The following is a 20,220-nucleotide window of genomic DNA, read 5'->3' as shown; positions in this document are numbered from 1 at the left end:
GCAGGGAGAGGAGAACCATGCATATCGTTGACGTTGCCCGCATGCGCGAACTGGAGATGCGGGCGGACCGAGAATACGGCCTAAACACCACCATCTTGATGGAGAATGCCGGTCGCAGCGCCGCCGAGCTGCTGGCCCGCTATATTCGCCAGCGCCAGCAGCGTTCGCTGAGCGAGTGCGAGCTGCTCTTCCTCATCGGTCCTGGGAACAATGGCGGCGATGGCCAGGTCATGGCCCGCCATCTGGAGGCCGAGGGAGCGCACATCACCCTCTACCGCTGGAAGGAGCGCCGGCTGACGCGCGAGGGCCGTGAGGTGCCAGCAGAGCAGGTAGAGGAAGAGCTAAAGGCTGTGCTGGGGCGCGTCGGCTACGTCATTGACGCCTTGCTGGGCACCGGGCGCTCGCGTCCCCTGCCCGACGACATGCGTGCTCTGCTGGCCCGTGTTGAGCAGGAGCGCGCCCGCCGCCCAGGCAAGCTACTTGTCGTGGCAGTCGACCTGCCGACCGGCGTCAATGCTGACACTGGCGAAGTCGATCCCGGCACCATCCGCGCCGACCTCACCATCACCCTGGCTTGTCCCAAACAGGGCTTTTTCTTCTTTCCCGCCCGTGCCTATCTCGGCGAGCTGCTCGTCGGCAGCATTGGTCTTCCCGAGACCCTGGAGCGCGATCTCAGCGATGAGATGCTGGATGCAGCCCTGGCGCGCAGGCTGCTGCCGCCGCGACCTTTAGAAAGCAATAAAGGAACCTTTGGGCGCGTCATGCTTTTCTGCGGCTCACCCCCTTATCCAGGCTCGGCTTACCTGGCCGGCAGTGCCGCCCTGCGGGTCGGCGCAGGCTTAGTGACGCTGGCTGTCACGCCTGATCTGCTGCCCATCTACGCCTCCTCGCTGCACGAGGCCACGTACGTCTTGCTGCCCACCGGAGAGTCGAGCGAGCAACCCGGCCAGGAGCAGGCCCGTGCGCTCTTAGAGCACCTGAGCGGCTACCGGGCCCTGCTGGTCGGGCCCGGCCTTGGTCGCACACCGGCCATGCGCAGCGCTCTTCTGACGCTGCTCGACGGTCTGCGCAGCCTGCCCGAGAGCGAGCGCCCAGCACTGGTCATCGACGCCGACGGCCTCAACAACCTGGCCGACGTTGAGAGCTGGTGGCAGCGGCTGCCGCCGGGCACCGTCATCACCCCCCATCCGGGCGAGATGAGCCGTCTGCTGGGCGGGACCAGGGTCTCAGGCGGCGGCATCGACCGCCTGCAGATCGCGCGCGATTGCGCCCAGACCTGGAACGTCACCCTTGTCCTCAAAGGGGCCTGTACGCTGGTCAGCGAGCCAGCAGGGCGGTTGCGCATCAACTGGGACAGCAACCCGGCCCTCGCTAGCGCTGGTACCGGCGATGTCCTGGCTGGCATGATCGCCGGTTATCTGGCGCAACGCCTCACTCCCTTTGACGCCGCCAGCCTGGCCGTCTACTTGCATGTGGCTGCCTCCCAGCTGGTCAGCCAGCACTGCGGCGACGCCGGTCTGCTGGCCTCAGATCTCCTGCCGCAGATCCCTGCCGCTCGCCTGCGACTGCTCCAGCCCACCTGAGCCCGCGGGCAGATCTCGATCGAGATCGAGAGTCACAACGGCGGGCCAGTCCCTGGCCCTGCTCAGGGCTGGCCCTCACCTTGCTGCGCCGATGCGTAGGCCTCTTTGAGCAGGGGCACCGTCTCATAGTGCTCCAGCTCCTCCGGGGGAATCCAGCGCATGGTCACCGCTTCCCAATCAGTCCGAATGGCCTCGGGGGTCAAGACCTCGAAGAGGAACGGATGAATAATCCAGTGACGGCCCAGCTCCTGATCGCGATGCTCAATAGTCGCTCCACGCTTCAGCAGACGCACCTGCTGCGGCCCCAGGCCGGTCTCTTCACGGATCTCCGTGTAAGCCTGCTCCTCGGGACTGACCCCCGGCTCGATAAAGCCACTGATGCCGGCCCAACGTCCTTGATAGCTGCCAACCCGCTGGCTGCGCTGGACGATCAGCAGCCGGGGCCCCCCAGGCTGGTCGAAACGCAGGAGGAAGCTGGTGACAACGGGCGTGGGACGCAGGGGAGCAGTGGACTCCGCTGGTTGCTGTGTCATGATGTGACTCCCGTAGAGATTGATTGCACGAAACTAGAAAAGGCTGCGAACCTGCTAGAGAAACAATCGATCTTCTCAATTGAGCGTTCTTGACAGCCTCTCAACGCTCTTATATAGTATGCTTGGCGTACTATACGCCTTCTATATAGTATACTTAGCATATACCGTCTCTCGATACGATGGAACATAGCACTCGGTCACCACAAGCCCGGCAGGCGGGCCTGTTTGCCCTTTATCACTCTGGAGGTAGGCTAACGTGACGCCGACCATCATCGCCATCCTCGCAGCGGGCATTATCCTGGCGGCGCTCCTTGGAGCCGGGATCGCACTCGTCATCGGATACCGTTTAGGGGAGGCACGAAATAAAAGCAAGTTTGAGGAGCGTCTCCGGCTGGAGAAAGAGGCCAGCGAGCGTCTTCTCCTCGAAATGCAGCAGCAACAGCGAGAGGCCCTGCGTGAGGCGCGAGAAGAGACAGCCCGTTTCCGCGCTACCATTGAGAGAGAAAACGCCGAGCGGCGGACCGAGCTGCAGCGTCAGGAGCGGCGACTGCAGCAGAAGGAAGAGAGCCTGGAGCGGAAGATCGAGGCGCTGGAGCAACGCGAGCGGCGGCTGCAGGCGCGCGAGCGAGCCGTCGAGGAGCTGCGTCAGGAGGTCGACGAGCTGAAGCGCCAGCAGGAGGTCGAGCTCGAGCGCATCTCCCACCTGAGCGAAGAGGAGGCCCGCGAGCTGCTCTTGAGTCGCATGGAGGCCCTGGTTCGGACCGAAGCCTCGCGGCGGGCGCGCATCATTGAAGAGGAAGCGCGCGAGCAGGCCGAGGCGCGGGCGCGCGAGATCATCACCCTGGCCATCCAGCGCTGCGCCTCCGACCAGGTCTCAGAAGCCGTTGTCTCGGTTGTCCCCCTGCCCAATGAAGAGATGAAGGGGCGCATCATTGGGCGGGAGGGTCGCAATATTCGCGCCCTGGAGGCCGCGACCGGCGTTGATCTCATTATTGACGACACACCGGAAGCGGTCATTCTTTCGGGCTTTGATCCTGTGCGTCGCGAAGTGGCGCGCCTGGCCCTTAACCGTCTGATCCTCGACGGGCGCATCCATCCCACGCGCATCGAAGATGTCGTAGCCAAGGCCCAGCAGGAGGTCGATACTATCATCCGTGAGGCTGGCGAGCGGGCGGCGATGGAGGCCAATGTTCACGGCCTGCAGCCCGAGCTGCTCAAGATCCTGGGCCGGCTCCACTTCCGCACCAGCTACGGTCAGAACGTCCTGGCGCACTCGGTCGAAGTGGCCATCCTCGCGGGCACCATCGCCCACGAGCTGGGGGCCGACGTCAACGTCTGCAAGACCGCTGCGTTGCTACACGACATTGGTAAGGCCATCGATCAAGAGGTCGAGGGGCCGCACGCTGTTGTTGGCGGTGAGATTGCCCGTCGTTTCGGCAAGTCGCCCAAGATTATTCATGCGATGGTGGCCCACCATGCCAGCGAGATGGAGCCTCAGAGCCTGGAGGCTGCTATTGTCCAGGCTGCCGATGCCATCTCGGCGGCCCGGCCCGGGGCGCGGCGTGAGACCATCGATCTCTATCTCAAGCGCCTCGAGGCCCTGGAGAGCATTGCTAACTCTTTCCCCGGCGTCGAGAAGTCCTTTGCCATTCAGGCTGGGCGCGAGGTGCGCATTATCGTCAAGCCCGAAGAGATCGACGAATACGGTGCCAATCGTCTGGCCAGCGAGATCGCTCACAAGATCGAAGAGAGCCTTGACTATCCCGGCCAGATTAAGGTCTGTGTGGTGCGCGAGACGCGCGCCGTTGACTATGCCAGGTAAATCGCCTGGCCTGCTCGAAACCAGGAGCAAGGAAAGCGCCTGATGTGGCCAGCGGCGAGCGCGAGCAGACCACAGCTGTGGTCTGCTCGCTGCCCTCAGCTGCGATCACGCCGGGTCAATCAGGCTGGAGGAGATATGACCGATTACGCCGCCATTGATCTGCACACGCACTCAACCGCCTCGGACGGCCTCTATACGCCGCGGGACCTGGTCCAGCAGGCTCGCGAGGTGGGGGTGCACGTGCTGGCCCTCACCGATCACGACAGCACAGAAGGAGTGGCGGAGGCCGCGGAGGCTGCCGCCCAGCTAGGCATCGATTTCATCCCAGGCATTGAGATCAACACCGAAACCCCCGCGGGCGAGGTCCATATCCTTGGCTATTTTCTACACTACCAGCAGGAGGCCTTTCAGCAGGCTCTGCGCACTCTGCGCAACGCCCGCCAGCGCCGTGGCCAACGGATGGTCGAGCTGCTCAACGAGCAGGGTATCGCCATCAGCTGGGAGCGCGTGCGCGAGCTGGCCAAGGGAGCAGTTGGACGGCCTCATGTGGCCCAGGCCCTGGTCGAGGCCGGCTATGTTCAGAGCATTGAGGAAGCCTTTGCGCGCTACCTCAGCAAAGGTTGCCCGGCCTATGTACCGCGCTACAAGCTGTCGCCCCAGGACGCGGTGCGCCTCATTGTCAGCGCCAGGGGTCTGCCAGTAATCGCTCACCCCTTGGAATTACCAGGCCCTGAGATCCTGCGGCAGTGGCTCCCTGAGCTATGCGCGCTAGGGCTGGTGGGCCTGGAGGTCTACTATGGCCCTTATACCGCCGAGCAGGAGGAGCTGCTGCTCTCCCTGGCGCGCCAGTTCGATCTCATCCCCACAGGGGGCAGCGACTACCACGGCCCTGGCATCCATCCGACGCCCTTGGGGGGCCACCCCGTGCCTGCCGAGAGCGTGGCGCGTTTAAAAGACGCAGCAGCGGCTCGCAGCCAGCAGACGCCGCCCCCATTCAGGTTGCCGGAATCAGCTGCTGACTAAGTCTGGCTGCCACCTTCCCAACGCCCACAGGCACGCTTTCTTTTTTGTTAGCGGACCAGGGAAGAAGGGCCTCCCCTGGCGACCCTTCTTCCAGCAAGATCACCCAGCCAGCATCGACTCGACCTTACGATAGAACAGGAGGCAAGGCAAGGGTTTTGAGCGCGAAACCAGAGAAAGAGGAGCGGGGCCGTCGGCTCCTGCGCGACCTCCTGGAAACGGTGGCATTGACGCTACTGTTACTCCTCGTGGTACGCCTGACGGTCCAGCACTACTATATCGATGGACCAAGCATGGAGCCGACACTGCACAACCAGGAATATATCCTTGTCGATCGACTCGCCTACCTTTTTCATCCGCCTCAGCGCGGTGACATCATTGTCTTTCACTACCCACGCGACCCGAGCGTAGACTATGTGAAGCGGATTATTGCCATTCCCGGCGACACGATCACTGTCATCGGCCAGACCGTCATTGTCGATGGGGTCACCTTGCGCGAACCGTACACGAATCCCGACGATCCAGCCAGTCTGGCAGTCTATCCGCCGATTCGCAACCTGGTAATCGGCCCCGACCAGTACTTCGTGATGGGCGATAATCGCGGCGACAGCTCCGACTCGCGTCAATGGGGGACCGTGCCCAAACAGGACATCGTCGGCAAGGCTACCCTGGTCTACTGGCCGCTGGGAGCCAATAACTTCGGCCTGCTACCCGACGAGAGCAGCGTCTTTGCCGGCATTAAATGAAGAGGCGACAGATCCCATGCCGTGAACCACAGGCAATGCAGGCCCCACGCACAAGCCAGGCCCGCCGCCGCCGCCGCTGATCCCTGGCAGAGGAGCTACCGGTTCTGCCCCCCCACGAATGACAGAGCCTGCGGCTCCTCTGCCACTGGCTTTTTTGGGGTCACATGCCCGAGCAAGCACAGCCCCAGCAGGAAATCCCACAGCCGGAGGAAGAGCCAGATAGCCCCTTGCTGCTCTTCATGGGCAAAAAGGGAACGGCTGGGCCGAGATGAAGGGAGCTCGCCAGAAGGAAGGAGGCGCGGCAGCCAGCAGCAAGCACCCTATGAGGGGAGGGTGCTTGCTGGAAGCAGCCTTTTCGGCTATCGTTAATACAGTGTAGCGCAGGCAGCGGTTCGCCCACCTCCGTCGCCTCTCTGGCGGCAGAGCTTGATCGCTTTCTACCCCCAGGCTGTCGGCGCCACGCATCTAGGAAAAAGAGGGTACTCTCTCATAAGAGAGTTTCAAAATTGCCCAGGGTGGAGTACACTACCTTGGGAGTCTTTTGTCAGGTTGTTCCAGGTCTCATTGACGTTTGCCCATACATCAACAACAGGCTGGCAACGGCAAGGTCCATTCCTTTCAGCAATACAGATCATTGCGTACCTTCTTAGAGGGGGCGAGAGCTGTCATGAGAGCAATTACGCGAATGCCTATTTTCCTCCGGCTCTTCCTGGCCTTCGCGCTGGCTGCGATCATTCCCGCCATCGTGATTATTGTGCTGGGAACCTTCTTTTTGAATACCCTGACCGTCCACGGCCAGGCCATGCAGGTAGCCAACCAGGCGACGACGGTCTCCATGCAGGCCATGTCTGACCTTGAGCGCATGAATGCGCTGCTGGGCCAGTACCACTCAACGCTCTATGCCAACGAGGGTCCCTACGGCCTCAACAATAGCGCCATGACCCGCATGGCCACCTCTGCCGAGACCGAGATCCTCGACCTGGAGCATAGCTTCGGCAACGAGTTGAGCACCTACCAGCAGAATTTCATGTTGGGGTCGTCTCCTAACATGGACAGCGTGCGCCGGAGCCTCCCGGGAGATATCAATACCCTGGTCGCCAACCAGGCCCAGATCTTCCACATGGCCAGTCAGCAATGGTCGGATTATAAGCAGGCCCAGGACGCCGAGCTGACAGCGCTGAAAGCCAATCTCCCGCACGGCCAGACCCACAGCCTCCTCGAACAGGCCAACACCAGGTACGCCTCGCTCCTCAAAAGCTGGCAGCAGCTTGTGACCACCACCCAAACGATCAGCAATGAGGTGACCACCATCGGCTCTAATCAGATTGGGATGATCACCCTGGGAACGGTCATCGCTATCCTGGCCACGGCTATGGTGGTGATCACCATCGGCTATATCATTAACCTGACAATCACCCGCCCCCTGCGCCAGCTCGCCAACCTGACCAAGCGCATCAGCAAGGGCGATACCACGGCCCGCGTCAAGATTAATAGCCGCGATGAGATCTACATTGTGGCGAATTCGATGAACAACATGCTCGATAACATCGTGCGCTTGATCCAGGAGACCCAGGCCCAACGCGATAACCTGCAAGCCCAGGTGGAGAAGCTGGTGAGCGAGGTCAGTGGCGTCGGTGAGGGCGACCTGCGCGTGCAGGCCGAGGTGACGGCTGATGCCCTCGGCGTGCTCGCGGACTCCTTTAACTACATGGTCGAGGAGCTGGGGAATCTGGTGATCCGCGTGAAGACGGTGGCCCGCGAGGTGGAGCAGACGACAAGCCAGCTGATCGATGGCATGACCCAACTAGTGGAAGAGGATGATATGCAGATCCGCCAGATCAGCGAGGCTGCGGTCGAGGTCGAGCAGATGGCCGAGGCCAGCCGCCGCGTGGCTGAGCGCGCCCAGCTGCTCCACAACGTCGCCGTGGAGGCGCGCAAAGATGCCCAAGGGGGCCGTGAGGCAGTGGAGATGGCCGTCGCTGGGATGGGCCGCATTCACGAGAACGTGCAGGCGACCGCTAAGAAGGTCCAGGTGCTCGGCGATCGCTCGCGCGAGATCAACAATATCGTGGAGGCGATCTCCAGCATCGCCCATCAGACCAACCGTCTGGCGCTCGACGCCGCTATCCAGGCCGCAATGGCCGGCGAGCACGGCAAAGGCTTCGGAGCCGTCGCCGCCGATATCCGCCGCCTGGCCGAGCGCGCTAAAGAGCAGGCCAGCAATGTAACACGCATCGTCCGCAGCGTCCGCGAAGACATCGGGGCGGTGGCTGTGGCCATGCAGGATACAGAGCGCGAGACGGAGGCCGGAGCACGCCTGACTCAGGAGGCCGGCAGCGCTCTGGAGACAGTCTTTGCGGTGATCGAGCAACAGGCCCACGAAATCGAAACGATTAACCAGATGGCGAATCAGCAGCTGGAGTCTTCTAGCTCCGTGGTGCAGATCATGCACAGTGTCTCGGAGGCAACCCAGCGCAGCAGCACGACAACACGCGAGTCCGCCCAGGCTATGGGACGCCTGGCTCGCCTGGTCGAGCGCCTGCGTGCTTCGGTGGAGGCGTTCAAGCTGAATGAGGACCAGAGCTACCTGTCTACTACAGGCTTTACCGATGCGCTGACGATCCAGGACGGCGCAGAGGGCCAGCAGTCTCTGAGCGGCGCTTTCCGTACAGTCACGGCCACCGCTCAGGCTCAGCCAACGCCAACCCCCGCCGGGATCTATAATGCTCTCCCCCCGGCCCGCCAGCCAGGCGCCAGCCCGAGCCCCGAGGGCTTTTCATCCTTCCAGCCGCTCTCGCCCTCTCCCTCCCCCACGAGCAATAGCGAGTGGAGCCAGCCGCTGCCTTCGATGCCAGCCGGAGGCGGTGGCCCGCAGTCAGGCTGGCCTTACTCGCCGCCAGCAACGGGCTTCCCTCCGACCCCAGGCCCCAAGGCCGCCCCCTTCGAGCAGTCGCCGTACGACCCCTGGAACCCCGGGACCAGCAACGGCAGCGGTCGCCCATAAGCACTATTCGCCAGACCAGTGCTTCCCAAGGAAGCAACCAATCTGAAGCAATCAATAGACAGTCGGATAGTCGGGATAGTCGGGATAGTCGGATGGAAAGATGGGCAGGAGATCAACCGGCAGAGGGAGCAGGAAGCGGCTCCGAGGAACTGCTTCCTGCTCCCTCTGGTCTTTGGGACCAGCCAGGTCGAGCGCACTCAGTCCCCCACCCCACCGCTCTGCGACCTGGCTCTCTTCCTCGCTCTCCCTCTCTCCCTCCCTCCCTCTCATAACTTTTTTGTTATAGATAGTATCCGCAACCTCTATCTTTTTTCATAGACAAGCGTCTAATTCCTCTGTTAGACTGATGATGTAGGTTATAGTTAGCGAGAGCCGGCAGACTGCCGACCACCTCTTGCAGACTACTTCTTCTCTGGCTAACGACACTGCCCCCTCTTACCCGCAGAAGCGGCAGGGCTTACGACGAGCGTCGGCGCCGTAGGCCCTGCCGCCTCTGTTCTTCTATCCAGACAGATCCGTCACTTTCTGCGATGAGAGCCCCCCTGGCGTTGCTGGCGCACGGCTTCGTAGAGCAAGATGCCAGTCGCCATCGCCGCATTGAGCGACTCAACCCCGTTGGCAAGAGGGATACTCACAGAACTGGTCGCCAGGGCGCGAGCTGCCTCTGAAGGACCGTGGGCCTCGTTGCCAATGATGAGGGCGAACGGCTGAGACAGATCCTGCTCATAATAGAGTTGCGGCGCCCCAGCCTCAGCCAGAAAGAGACGCAGCTGGGGACCACAGTGCTCTCTCACCCGCCTCGCAATCTCGTCCCAGGGCTGTTCCTCTGCGAGCGGCAAGGCCAGATGGGCCCCAGCTGCCGCCCGCACGACCTTGGGACTAAAGGCGTCCACACAGCCTGGCGTCAACAGGACCGCCGCCACATCTGCCGCCAGGGCTGTGCGCAGGATTGTCCCAAGGTTGCCCGGGTCGGCCAGCCGATCGAGAATCAGCAGCGTGGGGCGTAAAGCCGGAGACCGGCGCGCCGCCACCTCTTCATAGCTGAAGGCCGCAAGCGGCAGCACGGCCACAACCCCCTGGGAGGTCTGCACCTCGCCTAAAGCCTCAATGACACGCACACTGACCTGCACCAGCGCCCGCTCCGCCACCTCCCCCTTCAATAGCCGCTTTAACAGGGCCTGCCCCTCAGCCGTACGCGCCAGCAGGTCGGGCTGATAGTAGACTTCGAGCGGCGTCACGGCCCGGTCAAGCAGCTCTTTGAGTAAATGCGGCCCTTCCATGAGAAAGAGGCCATGCTTCTTACGTCCACGCGGTGTGTGTAGCTCACGCAGGCGAGCAATACGGGGATTCAGCGGGCTGCTAATGACCGGCATGGGAGCGTCACCTCCCTTTATCATGCAGAAGGGGCGACCGCCGGAGCAGTCGCCCCTACCCTGCTTCTGGGCTGTCCCGCCTGGCCAAACCGGCTGTCACCTCGGCTTTCCAGAAGGGATAGCTCGAACAGAGCACCAGCTTTGTTGCTAGCCTTATGCCTGCGTTTGAGGCTGATCCTGACTCTGGGCTGCAGCCAGGGCTGTCTTCACCAGTTCAGCGAAGGCAGGCCGATCGTTGACCGCCATCTCAGCCAGAATCTTACGATCAACGCTGATATTGGCTACACGAATCGCATGCATCAACTGGCTGTAGGTCACGCCGAACATGCGAGCGGCAGCGTTGATGCGTGTGATCCAGAGCCGACGCATATCACGCTTGCGGTTGCGTCGATCACGATAGGCATAGGACAGGGCATGCATCATGGATTCACGCGCCTTCTTGATCAGACGGCGGCGTGTGCCACGATGGCCCTCCACAAACTTCAATACCTTTTTATGCTTCTGACGCGCCGTAACGCCTCGCTTCACTCTTGGCATAGCGTCCTCATCCTTCCTTCTTCTTCTTCTTCCTGGCAGATTATGAAGTCGATGCAGTCTGTGCAGTCAAGACCCCCCGCTGCCGACCAGCCAGCCGCCAGCCAGAGGGCCAGGCGCCTACCGACCGGCATAGGGGAGCAGGCGCCGAACGCGACGAGCATCACCCCGGGCCAGGGCAAAAGCCTTGTCAGCAGCACGAACCGAGCGAGAAGACTTGTTACGGCGCAGGTGACTAATCGCAACCTTGCGGCGCAAAAGCTTACCAGTAGCCGTGATCTTAACGCGCTTAGAGATGGCCTTGTGCGTCTTCAGTTTCTGCTTCATGAGATACACACTCTCTTTCTTTCTTCTCGTGCGGGGCAGTGGGTAACGCAGCAACTGACCTCTCCCTGCCGGTCCGCCTGTTGGGAACAAAGGGAGACCGAGACCAACGAAAGACGAGGCGGTCGACTCACACGAGAGAGGAGCTTGTGCGCCCGGCGCGACCTGGACTGGCGAGCTTGCCATGCCAGCCACTGATGGCGCGCATCACAGCATTCTAGAGAAGAGCGGCTCCATCGAAGGCGCAGAGAAGCCTTTTTCAAGAGCGAAGAAGCCCCGCATGCCGTCTGCGAGTATAGCACAGATTGCTCCCGCTGTCCAGTAGGAGACGGCCCTTCTTGGGTCTTCTGGCTCAAGAGCCAGAGACTACCTGCTTATCTGGCAGCCCGAGCGAGCGGAAAAGGAAGCGAGCTCGCTGGCCTCTGCTCTGGTCAATTTCCACCTTGGCGGGCAGTTCCAAGAATAGAAAAGCAGGAGAGATAGACAAGAGGCCCAGACAGAGCCAGGCCGGAAGGCAGAGCCGCCCTGGTACTGGCCGCGGCCCTCGCTCTGGTGAAGGGGGAACGGCCTTCGCCCGTCCGTCCCGTCCAGCTGCGTCGCCCTGTCAGCGCACCGCTGCGCGGAAGGGAGAGCCACCACTTAGCAAGACGAGCCTTCTCTTGCCAGAGAGGGAGGACAATGCTATAATAGCGGGGCACTATAGCGACAGCGACTCTCTCAAAAGCCATACAGAGGCCACGCCTGCCCGCCCAACGAGCAGAGAGCGCTTCGACCTTCTCAGGCGGGACCCAGGCACCGCGCTGCTCCCTGGTGAACGTGAGAAGGGACGAGAGCAAGAGTGGTTGGTTGGCAAGAGCAAGAGAGGGCAAAAGACAGCGGCAGAGCGGATGGCGAAAATAGAGATCGCCATACTCCACCTGCTCCGGCAGCAAAACAAGCACCCATACCCGCGACTGACCGCGAGCAAACCCATAGGAAGGAGGTGGCTTCGTGAGGAGAGACTACGAGCTTGGCTTTATTCTCCATCCCGAAGTCAGTGAAGAGCGAACACGTACTATTCTTGAACGGATCGAGCAGATCGTCACCGCGCATGACGGCCAGGTTGTCAGGGTGAACTACTGGGGGCGGCGACGGTTGGCCTACCCCATCGAGCATCAACGCGATGGCATCTATATCTTTGTTGATATGAGTGTCTCCGCTGAGACCCTCCCGGAACTGGACCGCACCCTCAAGGTATCAGAGGAGGTGCTGCGGCATCTGATCAAACGACGCGATCCGCGGGTGGTACAGAAGGAGCGCGAGGCCTACGCCGCCGCCAGCGCCGCCGGAGCTGCCCCGGCCCCGGCCCCTGCCAGCGTCGCGAGCGAAGAGCTTGCCGGCGCCAGCGCGGAGGCCGAGGCCACAGCAGGCAGCACCTCCGAAGCGGGAGCCGAGGCTCCTGCCGACGCCTCTGAAGCAGCTACCCAGTCATCAGAAGAATCTTCGGAATCACAGTCATCAGAATCAGCAGTAGGAGAGCAAGAGGCGCCCGCCGTCTCGCATGAGGAGATGGAGAGTGCCCCTCCCGCCCTCGATGAGCAGCCAGCCCCAGCCTCCGAGGCTGAGCAAGCCTAGGCGCTCTAGCGATCGGTTCGGGAATGAGCACACGACCAACGAGACAATGGCTCGCTCCACCAGAACACCGGCGAGCAGCCAGCCAGTGACACAGTCAGGAGAGGGTCAGCCCTGCTCCCATCTGGCTTCAGCGAAGGATGGTGCGGCGTCTCCCAGTGCGACGAAAGGATCTAAGCGATGCTGAACAAAATCATGCTGATCGGCAACCTGGGCCGTAACCCGGAAATGTCCTACACCGATAATGGGACAGCTGTCACTCGCTTTTCGCTGGCAGTCAGCCGTACCTACAAGACCCCCAGCGGCGAGAAGCGCGAGGAAACTGAATGGTTCAATGTGGTCGCCTGGCGCTCGCTGGCCGAGCGCTGCTATCAGTACCTGCGCAAGGGCAGCAAGGTCTATGTGGAAGGGCGAGTCGCACAGCGCAAGTATACCGATAAGAACGGTGTCGAACGCACCGCCTTCGATGTGATCGCCAGCGATCTGCGCTTCCTCTCGCCTAAGCCACAAGAGGCCGATGTCTCGGACGAGTTCCCAACCGACAGCGGTGATTTCCTTGAAGATTTGGACGATTCTCAGCCCTTCTAATCCCTCCCTCCAGGGCAGAAGAGCTGGCGAATCGCCCCCTTAACGAGACATACTCCGTTGTGTGTTCGAAGGAGGAGAGGACAATCCGTGCAAAAGCGTAACGAAGCGGCAAACCAGTCAACAGCCCCAGCCGCCCAGCAGAATACTCAGGGCCAGGCAGCGCAGGCCGGCGGCGCCAGCGCTCAAGCCCCGGGCCAGGGCCAGGCGCCTGCTCAGCCCCAGACGAGCGCTCGCCCACCTCGCCGCGAGGGCATCCGTGGCCCCCGGCGCAAGGTCTGCCAGTTCTGCCACGACCGCGTGCGCGAGATCGACTATAAGGATGCCGCCCGTTTCCTGAAGCGCTACATCTCCGATCGCGGCAAGATCGAGCCCCGCCGCAAGACGGGCACCTGCGCCAAGCACCAGCGCGCTCTGAGCCGCGCGCTCAAGCAGGCCCGCTTTATGGCTCTGCTGCCCTATACCGCAGAGCATATGCGCAGCATGTAGCGAGCAAGACCAAGACCTTCAGCTTAGCCCAAGCAAGCAAGAGGCACGCTTCGCTGCCAGCAATGGCTGCGAAATGGTTGCGCCGCTCGCCCGGGTGGCAGAGAGACAGATAGGCTGTCAACCAGAGAGGGACGAGAGAGATGGAGGCTCGCCCGGCTCTCCATCTCTCCGCTCCTGCTACTCTGGGCCAAGCAACGCCAAAGTGGCAGAGCAGAGTGGCAAGGAGAAAGGAGAGGCAAACGGCGACTGGCACGGTCACAGTCGGGCTGGGCGCCTCTGCCAACGATCCGCCCGAGGATACAGCGAGGGGGATACAGCCATGAGAATAGGGGGACAAGAAGCCTGAAAGCTGAGTCGAGGCTTGCCCTCTTGTCTCATAGACTGTTCCTGTGTATCATGGAGCCATGAGCAGCCATTGCTGAAGGCAGGAAAGGGTTCTTCCACTATGACGAGTCAAACAGCGCGTGAACCCCAAAACCAGCGGTCAACGCGAGCAAGCCGCCCGGAGAAGGCCAAGTCCAGGCGCTATGTCCGCCAGACTGCCCTTGTGGCGGCCCGACGAGATGGCAAACCCCTGATCTTCGGCTGGGGTAGCCACCTCTCTCAGAGCGAGAAAAACCGTATCCGCGTTCGGGCTACCTGGGCTCTCACGGTCCTTATCTTGCTCACCATCGTCGGCGTTCTCATCGGTTTCTGGATCAACATCAACGTGATCGTGCCAAGCTTGCCGATTACCTCGGTCAATGGCCACGACATCCCCCAGTCCGAGTACCACAAGCTGGTGGTCCTGCAGACACAGTTGGAGATCAATAAGCTCTACGGACCAAATGGCCTCTTCGCCCAGCGCACCAATCTCGAAAAGCAGATCGCTCAGCAACAGCAGGCGATGAATAACGCTTCCAAGCAGATCGACGATCTCAATAAGCAACTCAGTAAGTTACCCGCTGGCTCCAGTCCCCAGCGCACTCAGCTGACCAAGGAGCTGAACGCGGCCAAGCAGGCTTACGCTAACGCTCAGTCCCAGCACGATAAGCTGCAATCCCAGCTGAACGATCTGACCCAAAATACCATTCCTTTCGAGCAGCAAGGTCCTTTCACTCAGTCCCAGATCGGTAACGATAGCGCGACCTGGCTCCAGGATGATGAGCTGATCCGCGAGTGGCTTCAAACACAGCCCGCCTCGATCCGCGCCCGCATCGAGCCGACCGCCGCTCAGGTCGAGCGTGCCCTTAACGATCTGAAGGCCAATATGCCGAAATCAGGCCAGTACGCGCGCAGCTATCAGCAGATGCTCTCTCAGGACAGCGTCACTGATGCCGATATGCATGAGATGATGGCGCTAAAGCTGCGCCGCGACAATATGCAGAATTATCTGGCTTCGCAGATTACGTCGCCGACATACCAGGTGCTGGCCCGTACCATAACGCTCAGTACTAAGGCCGATGCCCAGAAGATCCTGGATCAGCTGAAGAAGGGCGCCGATTTCGCTACTCTGGCTCGCCAGAAGTCGGTCGATACGACGACCAATACGAAGGGCGGTTACCTCGGCTGGCTGGCCCGCGGCCAGTATGCCCATCAGGAGGGCCAAGCCTACATCGATAACTGGCTCTTCGACCCCGCCCGGACTGTCAATGAGATCAGCCCCATCATTATGGAGAATGGCTCTTACCATATCGTCCAGATCCTCGGGATCGATCCTTCCCGTGCCTTGGATAAGAGCACCCTTCAGACCCTGAAGGACAACGCTCTCTCGAACTGGTCCCTTGAGATCCGGGCCTTGCCAACAACCCATATCACACCCGCCGATCAGAACCGGCTCTTTGATCCAATCAATATGCCGACTGAGCTGCCTGTGAGCGGTCCTTCCCAGAACGGCAGCGGCTTGACGGCACCGAGCCAGTAGTCGTCTCAAAGGCTGTGTCATTATCAGGGAGCTGGCCGGCTCTGGCCTATCCAGACCAGCAAGCAGCGATCAGGCCGGCAGCTCCCTTCCATTCCTTCTCTCAATGCTGGAGAGGAGGATGGCAGCGCCAGGACTGTCCTGGTCTGGCGCTTTCTCTCTCTCAAGTAGGCAGGAAAGTATGTCAGCTTCTCTCTGCAGCGCTCCAGATACGGTACTCTTCGACGAACCGCTCTCTTCTTTGCTGGAGAGCGTTTCACTTTACCTGCATATCCCTTTCTGCCATACGCGCTGCTACTATTGCGATTTTAATACGTATGCAGGTCTGCTGTCGCTTCGTGAGCCATACGTGCGCGCCTTACAAACCGAGATTGAGCTGGCAGGCGAGATGGTCCGCCCAGTCTCAGGCGGCCCGCGCCGCGCCCGAACAATCTACTTCGGTGGAGGCACTCCCAGCCTCTTGAGCGCTGAGCAGATTCGCCGATTGCTCGCTGCCTGCCGGGCGGCTTTTGCCGTTGATCCGGCGGCAGAAATCTCGCTGGAGGCTAACCCAGGCACACTTTCCAGCGAGCACCTGCAGGCCCTGCGCGCAGCAGGGGTCAACCGCCTGAGTTTGGGGGCGCAAAGCTTCGACCCTCACCTGCTGAAGCTGCTTGGGCGCACCCACTCTCCAGAGGATGTGAAGCAGGCCGTACGAGCAGCCCGCTCCGCTGGCTTCGCTTCGCTGAATCTCGATCTGATGTTCGGTCTGCCAGAGCAGACGATGGCTCACTGGCGCGAGACCCTGCTGCGGGCGCTGGAGCTGGAACCCGATCATCTGTCACTCTATTCGCTGATCGTGGAGGAGGGAACGCCCTTCTTTACCTGGGTAGAGGAGGGACGGCTGGCCCCTGCCGATGAGGATCTCTGCGCTGAGATGTATGAGTATGCCGACGCGCTGCTGCAGGAGGCGGGCTATGCGAACTACGAGATTTCGAACTGGGCTCGTCCCGGTCACGAGTGCCGTCACAATCTGACGTATTGGCTCAATCTCCCTTACCTGGGCCTGGGCGCCGGCGCCCATTCTTGCTTTGCCGGACGCCGTTTTTCGAATGTGCGCGAGCCACGCCAGTATATGCGCCTCCTCGCTTCCCGTCAGCGCCCCGAGGCGGAGAGCGAAACGCTCTCCCTTGAGGAGCAGATGGCCGAAACAGCCTTTTTGGCCCTGCGCACCGCTCGCGGTCTCCATCTCCCTTCTTTTCGCGAGCGCTTCGGCCTGGACTTTTGGCAGTTTGCCGGGCAGCGCCTGCGCCATGTCTCTGAGGCCGGCTTGTTGGAGTACGACGATGGGACCTGGCTCCGCCTGAGCAAACGTGGGCGCCTGCTAGGCAACGAGGTCTTTCTGTGCCTGCTTCCCGACGAAGATTAGCTGAGAGCGGAGAGAGAAGGATATACCCGTGGAGTCGGAGAGAGTATCACGCCTCGGCTGGCGTGTCTGTGAGCTGTTAAGTGCCAGTCAGTTCCGTCGTTTCCGGGCGGCGGGCATCGAACCCCTGCATGCCCAATTGCTTTACAACCGGGGTCTGCGCACGCCAGAGGAGATGAAGGCTTTCCTGGAGGCACGGTATGAGCAGACGCCTGATCCTCTGACGCTGATCGACCTTCCGCGCGCTCTGGAGCGCATTCGCCGCGCACTGCTGGCAGGCGAGCACATCACGGTCTATGGCGACTTCGACGCCGATGGGGTGACTGCCACCGCGCTCTTGATGCGGGCCTTGCGCCGGCTGAAGCGTGCTGAGGCTCCCCTCGACTACTACATTCCGTCACGGATCGATGAGGGCTGCGGCCTCAATGTTGGCGCTCTCGACTGGCTCAAGCGTCAGGGAACGTCGTTGATGATTACGACCGATTGCGCCAGCTCCGACGTGGCTCAGGTGCGCTATGCCCACGAGGTTCTCGGCATCGATGTGATTATTACCGATCATCATCGCCCCCCGGATGAGCTGCCAGCAGCCTATGCCCTGGTGAACCCCTGGCGTCCTGACTCGACGTATCCCGAACGTGTGCTTTGTGGAGTCGGAGTGGCCTTTAAGCTGGTGCAGGCGCTCTACCGCTCCTTTGATCTGCCACGCGAGGAGGAGCTGGCCTTGCTCGATCTGGTGGCCATCGGCACGATCGCCGACGTGGCCGAGCTGCTCGGCGAGAATCATACGCTGGTACGGCTGGGACTGGAGCGTCTCAATCAGACGAGGTGTCCAGGCTTGCTGGCACTGATGAAAAGCGCCGGGCTGCAGCCTGGCCAGGTCCGCGAGCGCGACGTTGCCTTTGTCCTGGGGCCACGCCTCAACGCCGCTGGACGCATGGAAGATGCCCGTCTGGCCTGCGAACTGCTGATGACGGACGACCCGGCTGAGGCTCAGACCTACGCCGCCCGCCTGGAGCACCTGAATCACCTGCGCCAGGCTCAGACTGAGGAGCTGATGAGTCTGGCGCGCGAGGAGGCAGCGCGCCGCCCGGATGACGCTGTGGTCCTGGTCAGCGGCGACAACTGGCCCGAAGGAATCATTGGTCTGGTCGCCAGCAAGCTGGCTGAGGAGGTTCGCCGCCCTGTGCTGGTCCTGAGTCGCGGCAAGGACTTCAGCCGTGGCTCGGCCAGAAGTCGCGAGGGTTTCAATATGATTGCAGCCTTGCGCGGCTGCGCCCATCTCTTCGAGCGCTACGGCGGTCATGCTCAGGCCGCTGGCTTTACGATCGCCAACCACTATGTGGAAGCCCTCCACCAGCACCTGCTGAACTGGCACGATGGCCAGAGCAACGGCAGCGGCCTGGAGTCGGCCCTGCTACCGAGCGAGACCAGGGCCCCCCTCGCCGAGCAGGAGAGCACGCCCCCACCCCCTGCCCATAGCCTCATGGTCGATCTGGTGCTGCGCCGCCCCGAATATTTCCAGTACCAAACCTATAGCCGCATTCGCCAGCTTGGCCCCTTCGGAGCCGCTAATCCTGAGCCGGTCTTCAAAGCCGAGAAGATGCGCCTGCTCAACTACTGGAGCAGTGGGCCGGCAGGACGCAACTTGCGGGTGCGCCTCGGCATCGGCAATCTGCAGGTCATGGGAACTTTCGTGCGTGGAGCTACCCACATGAGCGCTCTCAACGGCGCATCACACGTCGACGTGATTTTCCGCATCGAACCAGCCTGGAGTCCCCAGGAGGGCGAGAGCACGCGCGAGATCACGCTCAAGATTCTTGCTATCACACCCTCGCCCTCAACCTGAGCTGCCTGCCTCGAACGGAAGAGCTGGCCGGCCCGTTAGTCAGCCCGCCAGCCAGGCCAAAGGGTTCCTGCCCCTCCAGCTCAGGGATAGATACCACGCGCTTCGGTGGCCTCGGCGACACGCGCCACAGCCAGCAGGTAAGCCCCCATGCGCAGGCTGGTGCGCTGACGCTCAGCCCGGTCTTGCACTGCCTGGAACGAACGCACCATGATCCGCTCCAGGCGTTGATTGATCTCGTCCTCCGACCAGAAGAAGCGCTGCAAATCCTGGACCCATTCGAAATAGCTGACCGTTACGCCTCCAGCATTGGCCAGGATGTCAGGCACCACCGTGATACCCCGATCCTGGAAGATGCGGTCGGCCTCGGGCGTCGTTGGACCATTGGCGGCTTCAATGATCAGACCCGCTTTGACACGCGGCGCGTTCTGGGCCGTCAGTTGATTCTCCAGGGCAGCCGGGATCAGTACATCACAGGGCAATTCCAACAGCTCTTGATTGGTCACTTGCTCACTGTCGGGCAGACCACGCAGGCCACCATGTTCCTGTGAGTAGCGTAGCGCGCGCATGACATCAATGCCGTTGGGATTATAAACGCCACCGCTGATGTCGCTCAGGCCGACAATCTTGCAGCCGAGGGACTGCAGCAGGCGGGCCGAATTGCCTCCCACGTTGCCAAAGCCCTGGATGACTACCCTGGCTCCTTCTACCTGCATGCCCAGACTCAGCAGGGCCTCGCGCGTCACAACCTGCACACCGCGCGCCGTCGCTTCCAGGCGCCCCTCGCTCCCCCCGATCGAGAGCGGCTTCCCCGTCACGACCTCGGGAACCGAATAGCCGCGATGCATGGAATAGGTATCCATGATCCAGGCCATAATCTGGGGATTCGTGTTCATGTCGGGGGCCGGGATATCGCTATTGGGGCCAATCAGAATGGAGATTTCGGTTGCGTAGCGCCTCGTGAGCCGCTCTAGCTCGTTGCGCGAGAGCTTATGTGGATCACAGACGACCCCCCCCTTGGCGCCGCCAAAGGGGATGCCCACCACCGCACACTTCCAGGTCATCCACATGGCCAAAGCTCGCACTTCATCCAGGGAGACCTCGGGACTGAAGCGAATACCGCCTTTCGCGGGACCACGATTGATATTGTGCTGAACACGGTAGCCGGTGAACATCTGGACGTCACCGTTATCCATCCGCACGGGAAAATTGACAATGAGTTCTCGTTTGGGCTTGCGCAGAATGGCCCGCATGGCCTGCGAGAGGCCAAGGATCTCGGCGGCTTCGTCAAATTGAGCAACCGCTACTTCATAAGGGTTGAGGATGTCAACAGCCATTGTGTTTGGAACCTCCTCTGAAATGCGCCCGGCCAGGAGAGAGACCGCTGCCAGCCCGTCAGCCAGGCCAGCCAGCCTATGCTGCGCTGCGCCTCTTCCTTCCTTCCTTTC

At 61.5% G+C, this 20,220-nt stretch carries 16 protein-coding genes and 1 pseudogene; 11 read left to right on the top strand and 6 right to left on the bottom strand.

The genetic code is table 11. From position 1 onward, the window contains the following. Window positions 1-17 precede the first annotated feature (17 nt). Entirely contained in the window at window positions 18-1,583 is a 1,566-nt protein-coding gene (locus BGC09_RS07370; RefSeq protein ID WP_069803250.1) for a bifunctional ADP-dependent NAD(P)H-hydrate dehydratase/NAD(P)H-hydrate epimerase, read from the top strand. 62 nt (window positions 1,584-1,645) lie between these two features. On the opposite strand, the gene BGC09_RS07365 is transcribed toward BGC09_RS07370, so the two are convergent. After that, window positions 1,646-2,116, bottom strand: coding sequence for an NUDIX domain-containing protein (locus BGC09_RS07365; RefSeq protein ID WP_084658102.1), 471 nt, complete (start codon window positions 2,114-2,116; stop codon window positions 1,646-1,648). A gap of 256 nt (window positions 2,117-2,372) precedes the next feature. Between BGC09_RS07365 and rny the strand changes: the two genes are divergently transcribed. From rny to BGC09_RS07345, 4 genes are all read left to right on the top strand, one after another. Continuing rightward, complete coding sequence (rny, locus tag BGC09_RS07360; protein ID WP_176728869.1) at window positions 2,373-3,938, top strand: ribonuclease Y; 1,566 nt, start codon at window positions 2,373-2,375, stop codon at window positions 3,936-3,938. 135 nt (window positions 3,939-4,073) lie between these two features. Next, the gene (locus BGC09_RS07355) at window positions 4,074-4,961 is read left to right on the top strand and encodes a PHP domain-containing protein (protein WP_069803315.1); all 888 of its coding nucleotides are present in this window, start codon (window positions 4,074-4,076) and stop codon (window positions 4,959-4,961) included. A 155-nt stretch (window positions 4,962-5,116) separates the two neighbouring features. Beyond that, on the top strand, window positions 5,117-5,704 hold the full coding sequence (gene lepB, locus BGC09_RS07350) for a signal peptidase I (protein ID WP_069803249.1): 588 nt from the start codon (window positions 5,117-5,119) through the stop codon (window positions 5,702-5,704). A 685-nt stretch (window positions 5,705-6,389) separates the two neighbouring features. Continuing rightward, window positions 6,390-8,708 carry a methyl-accepting chemotaxis protein gene (locus tag BGC09_RS07345; protein WP_069803248.1) on the top strand — a complete coding sequence of 773 codons (2,319 nt, stop codon included), beginning with the start codon at window positions 6,390-6,392 and terminating at the stop codon, window positions 8,706-8,708. Window positions 8,709-8,759: 51 nt separating this feature from the next. On the opposite strand, the gene BGC09_RS07340 is transcribed toward BGC09_RS07345, so the two are convergent. The 4 genes from BGC09_RS07340 to rpmI form a co-directional block, all read right to left on the bottom strand. Continuing rightward, window positions 8,760-8,978 (bottom strand): hypothetical protein, encoded by a 219-nt coding sequence (locus BGC09_RS07340; protein ID WP_069803247.1) that lies wholly within the window; start codon window positions 8,976-8,978, stop codon window positions 8,760-8,762. Window positions 8,979-9,226: 248 nt separating this feature from the next. Further along, complete coding sequence (locus BGC09_RS07335; protein ID WP_069803246.1) at window positions 9,227-10,081, bottom strand: TrmH family RNA methyltransferase; 855 nt, start codon at window positions 10,079-10,081, stop codon at window positions 9,227-9,229. 153 nt (window positions 10,082-10,234) lie between these two features. Beyond that, a complete protein-coding gene (gene rplT, locus BGC09_RS07330) occupies window positions 10,235-10,618 on the bottom strand; it encodes a 50S ribosomal protein L20 (RefSeq protein ID WP_069803245.1) in 384 nt (127 codons plus the stop codon). A gap of 117 nt (window positions 10,619-10,735) precedes the next feature. Next, window positions 10,736-10,942 carry a 50S ribosomal protein L35 gene (gene rpmI, locus BGC09_RS07325; protein ID WP_069803244.1) on the bottom strand — a complete coding sequence of 69 codons (207 nt, stop codon included), beginning with the start codon at window positions 10,940-10,942 and terminating at the stop codon, window positions 10,736-10,738. Window positions 10,943-11,929: 987 nt separating this feature from the next. Between rpmI and rpsF the strand changes: the two genes are divergently transcribed. The 6 genes and pseudogenes from rpsF to recJ all read left to right on the top strand — a co-directional run bounded on the left by rpsF (window position 11,930) and on the right by recJ (window position 18,775). After that, window positions 11,930-12,553 carry a 30S ribosomal protein S6 gene (gene rpsF / locus BGC09_RS07315; protein WP_069803242.1) on the top strand — a complete coding sequence of 208 codons (624 nt, stop codon included), beginning with the start codon at window positions 11,930-11,932 and terminating at the stop codon, window positions 12,551-12,553. Between the two features lie 177 nt (window positions 12,554-12,730). Continuing rightward, window positions 12,731-13,138 (top strand): single-stranded DNA-binding protein, encoded by a 408-nt coding sequence (locus BGC09_RS07310; protein WP_069803241.1) that lies wholly within the window; start codon window positions 12,731-12,733, stop codon window positions 13,136-13,138. Window positions 13,139-13,390: 252 nt separating this feature from the next. Continuing rightward, a pseudogene (rpsR, locus tag BGC09_RS07305) lies at window positions 13,391-13,615 on the top strand (30S ribosomal protein S18); the annotation flags it as partial. A 454-nt stretch (window positions 13,616-14,069) separates the two neighbouring features. Further along, window positions 14,070-15,527, top strand: a complete 1,458-nt coding sequence (locus BGC09_RS07300) for a peptidylprolyl isomerase (protein ID WP_069803240.1) — start codon at window positions 14,070-14,072, stop codon at window positions 15,525-15,527. Between the two features lie 178 nt (window positions 15,528-15,705). Then, a complete protein-coding gene (gene hemW, locus BGC09_RS07295) occupies window positions 15,706-16,932 on the top strand; it encodes a radical SAM family heme chaperone HemW (protein ID WP_176728868.1) in 1,227 nt (408 codons plus the stop codon). Window positions 16,933-16,960: 28 nt separating this feature from the next. Then, window positions 16,961-18,775 (top strand): single-stranded-DNA-specific exonuclease RecJ, encoded by a 1,815-nt coding sequence (gene recJ / locus BGC09_RS07290; RefSeq protein ID WP_069803239.1) that lies wholly within the window; start codon window positions 16,961-16,963, stop codon window positions 18,773-18,775. Between the two features lie 80 nt (window positions 18,776-18,855). On the opposite strand, the gene BGC09_RS07285 is transcribed toward recJ, so the two are convergent. Then, the gene (locus BGC09_RS07285) at window positions 18,856-20,109 is read right to left on the bottom strand and encodes a Glu/Leu/Phe/Val family dehydrogenase (protein WP_069803312.1); all 1,254 of its coding nucleotides are present in this window, start codon (window positions 20,107-20,109) and stop codon (window positions 18,856-18,858) included. Between the last annotated feature and the right edge of the window lie 111 nt (window positions 20,110-20,220).

Source organism: Thermogemmatispora onikobensis (assembly GCF_001748285.1).
Taxonomy (GTDB): Bacteria; Chloroflexota; Ktedonobacteria; order Ktedonobacterales; family Ktedonobacteraceae; genus Thermogemmatispora; species Thermogemmatispora onikobensis.
This window is presented reverse-complemented; position numbering and strand designations above follow the sequence as displayed.

What these genes read in the sequence shown, in the direction of transcription:
- BGC09_RS07370 (WP_069803250.1), top strand. Translation starts at nt 18, where the DNA reads ATGCATATCGTTGACGTTGCCCGCATGCGCGAACTGGAGATGCGGGCG.
- BGC09_RS07365 (WP_084658102.1), bottom strand. Translation starts at nt 2,116, where the DNA reads ATGACACAGCAACCAGCGGAGTCCACTGCTCCCCTGCGTCCCACGCCC.
- BGC09_RS07355 (WP_069803315.1), top strand. Translation starts at nt 4,074, where the DNA reads ATGACCGATTACGCCGCCATTGATCTGCACACGCACTCAACCGCCTCG.
- BGC09_RS07345 (WP_069803248.1), top strand. Translation starts at nt 6,390, where the DNA reads ATGCCTATTTTCCTCCGGCTCTTCCTGGCCTTCGCGCTGGCTGCGATC.
- BGC09_RS07340 (WP_069803247.1), bottom strand. Translation starts at nt 8,978, where the DNA reads ATGAGAGGGAGGGAGGGAGAGAGGGAGAGCGAGGAAGAGAGCCAGGTC.
- BGC09_RS07335 (WP_069803246.1), bottom strand. Translation starts at nt 10,081, where the DNA reads ATGCCGGTCATTAGCAGCCCGCTGAATCCCCGTATTGCTCGCCTGCGT.
- rplT (WP_069803245.1), bottom strand. Translation starts at nt 10,618, where the DNA reads ATGCCAAGAGTGAAGCGAGGCGTTACGGCGCGTCAGAAGCATAAAAAG.
- rpmI (WP_069803244.1), bottom strand. Translation starts at nt 10,942, where the DNA reads ATGAAGCAGAAACTGAAGACGCACAAGGCCATCTCTAAGCGCGTTAAG.
- BGC09_RS07310 (WP_069803241.1), top strand. Translation starts at nt 12,731, where the DNA reads ATGCTGAACAAAATCATGCTGATCGGCAACCTGGGCCGTAACCCGGAA.
- BGC09_RS07300 (WP_069803240.1), top strand. Translation starts at nt 14,070, where the DNA reads ATGACGAGTCAAACAGCGCGTGAACCCCAAAACCAGCGGTCAACGCGA.
- hemW (WP_176728868.1), top strand. Translation starts at nt 15,706, where the DNA reads ATGTCAGCTTCTCTCTGCAGCGCTCCAGATACGGTACTCTTCGACGAA.
- BGC09_RS07285 (WP_069803312.1), bottom strand. Translation starts at nt 20,109, where the DNA reads ATGGCTGTTGACATCCTCAACCCTTATGAAGTAGCGGTTGCTCAATTT.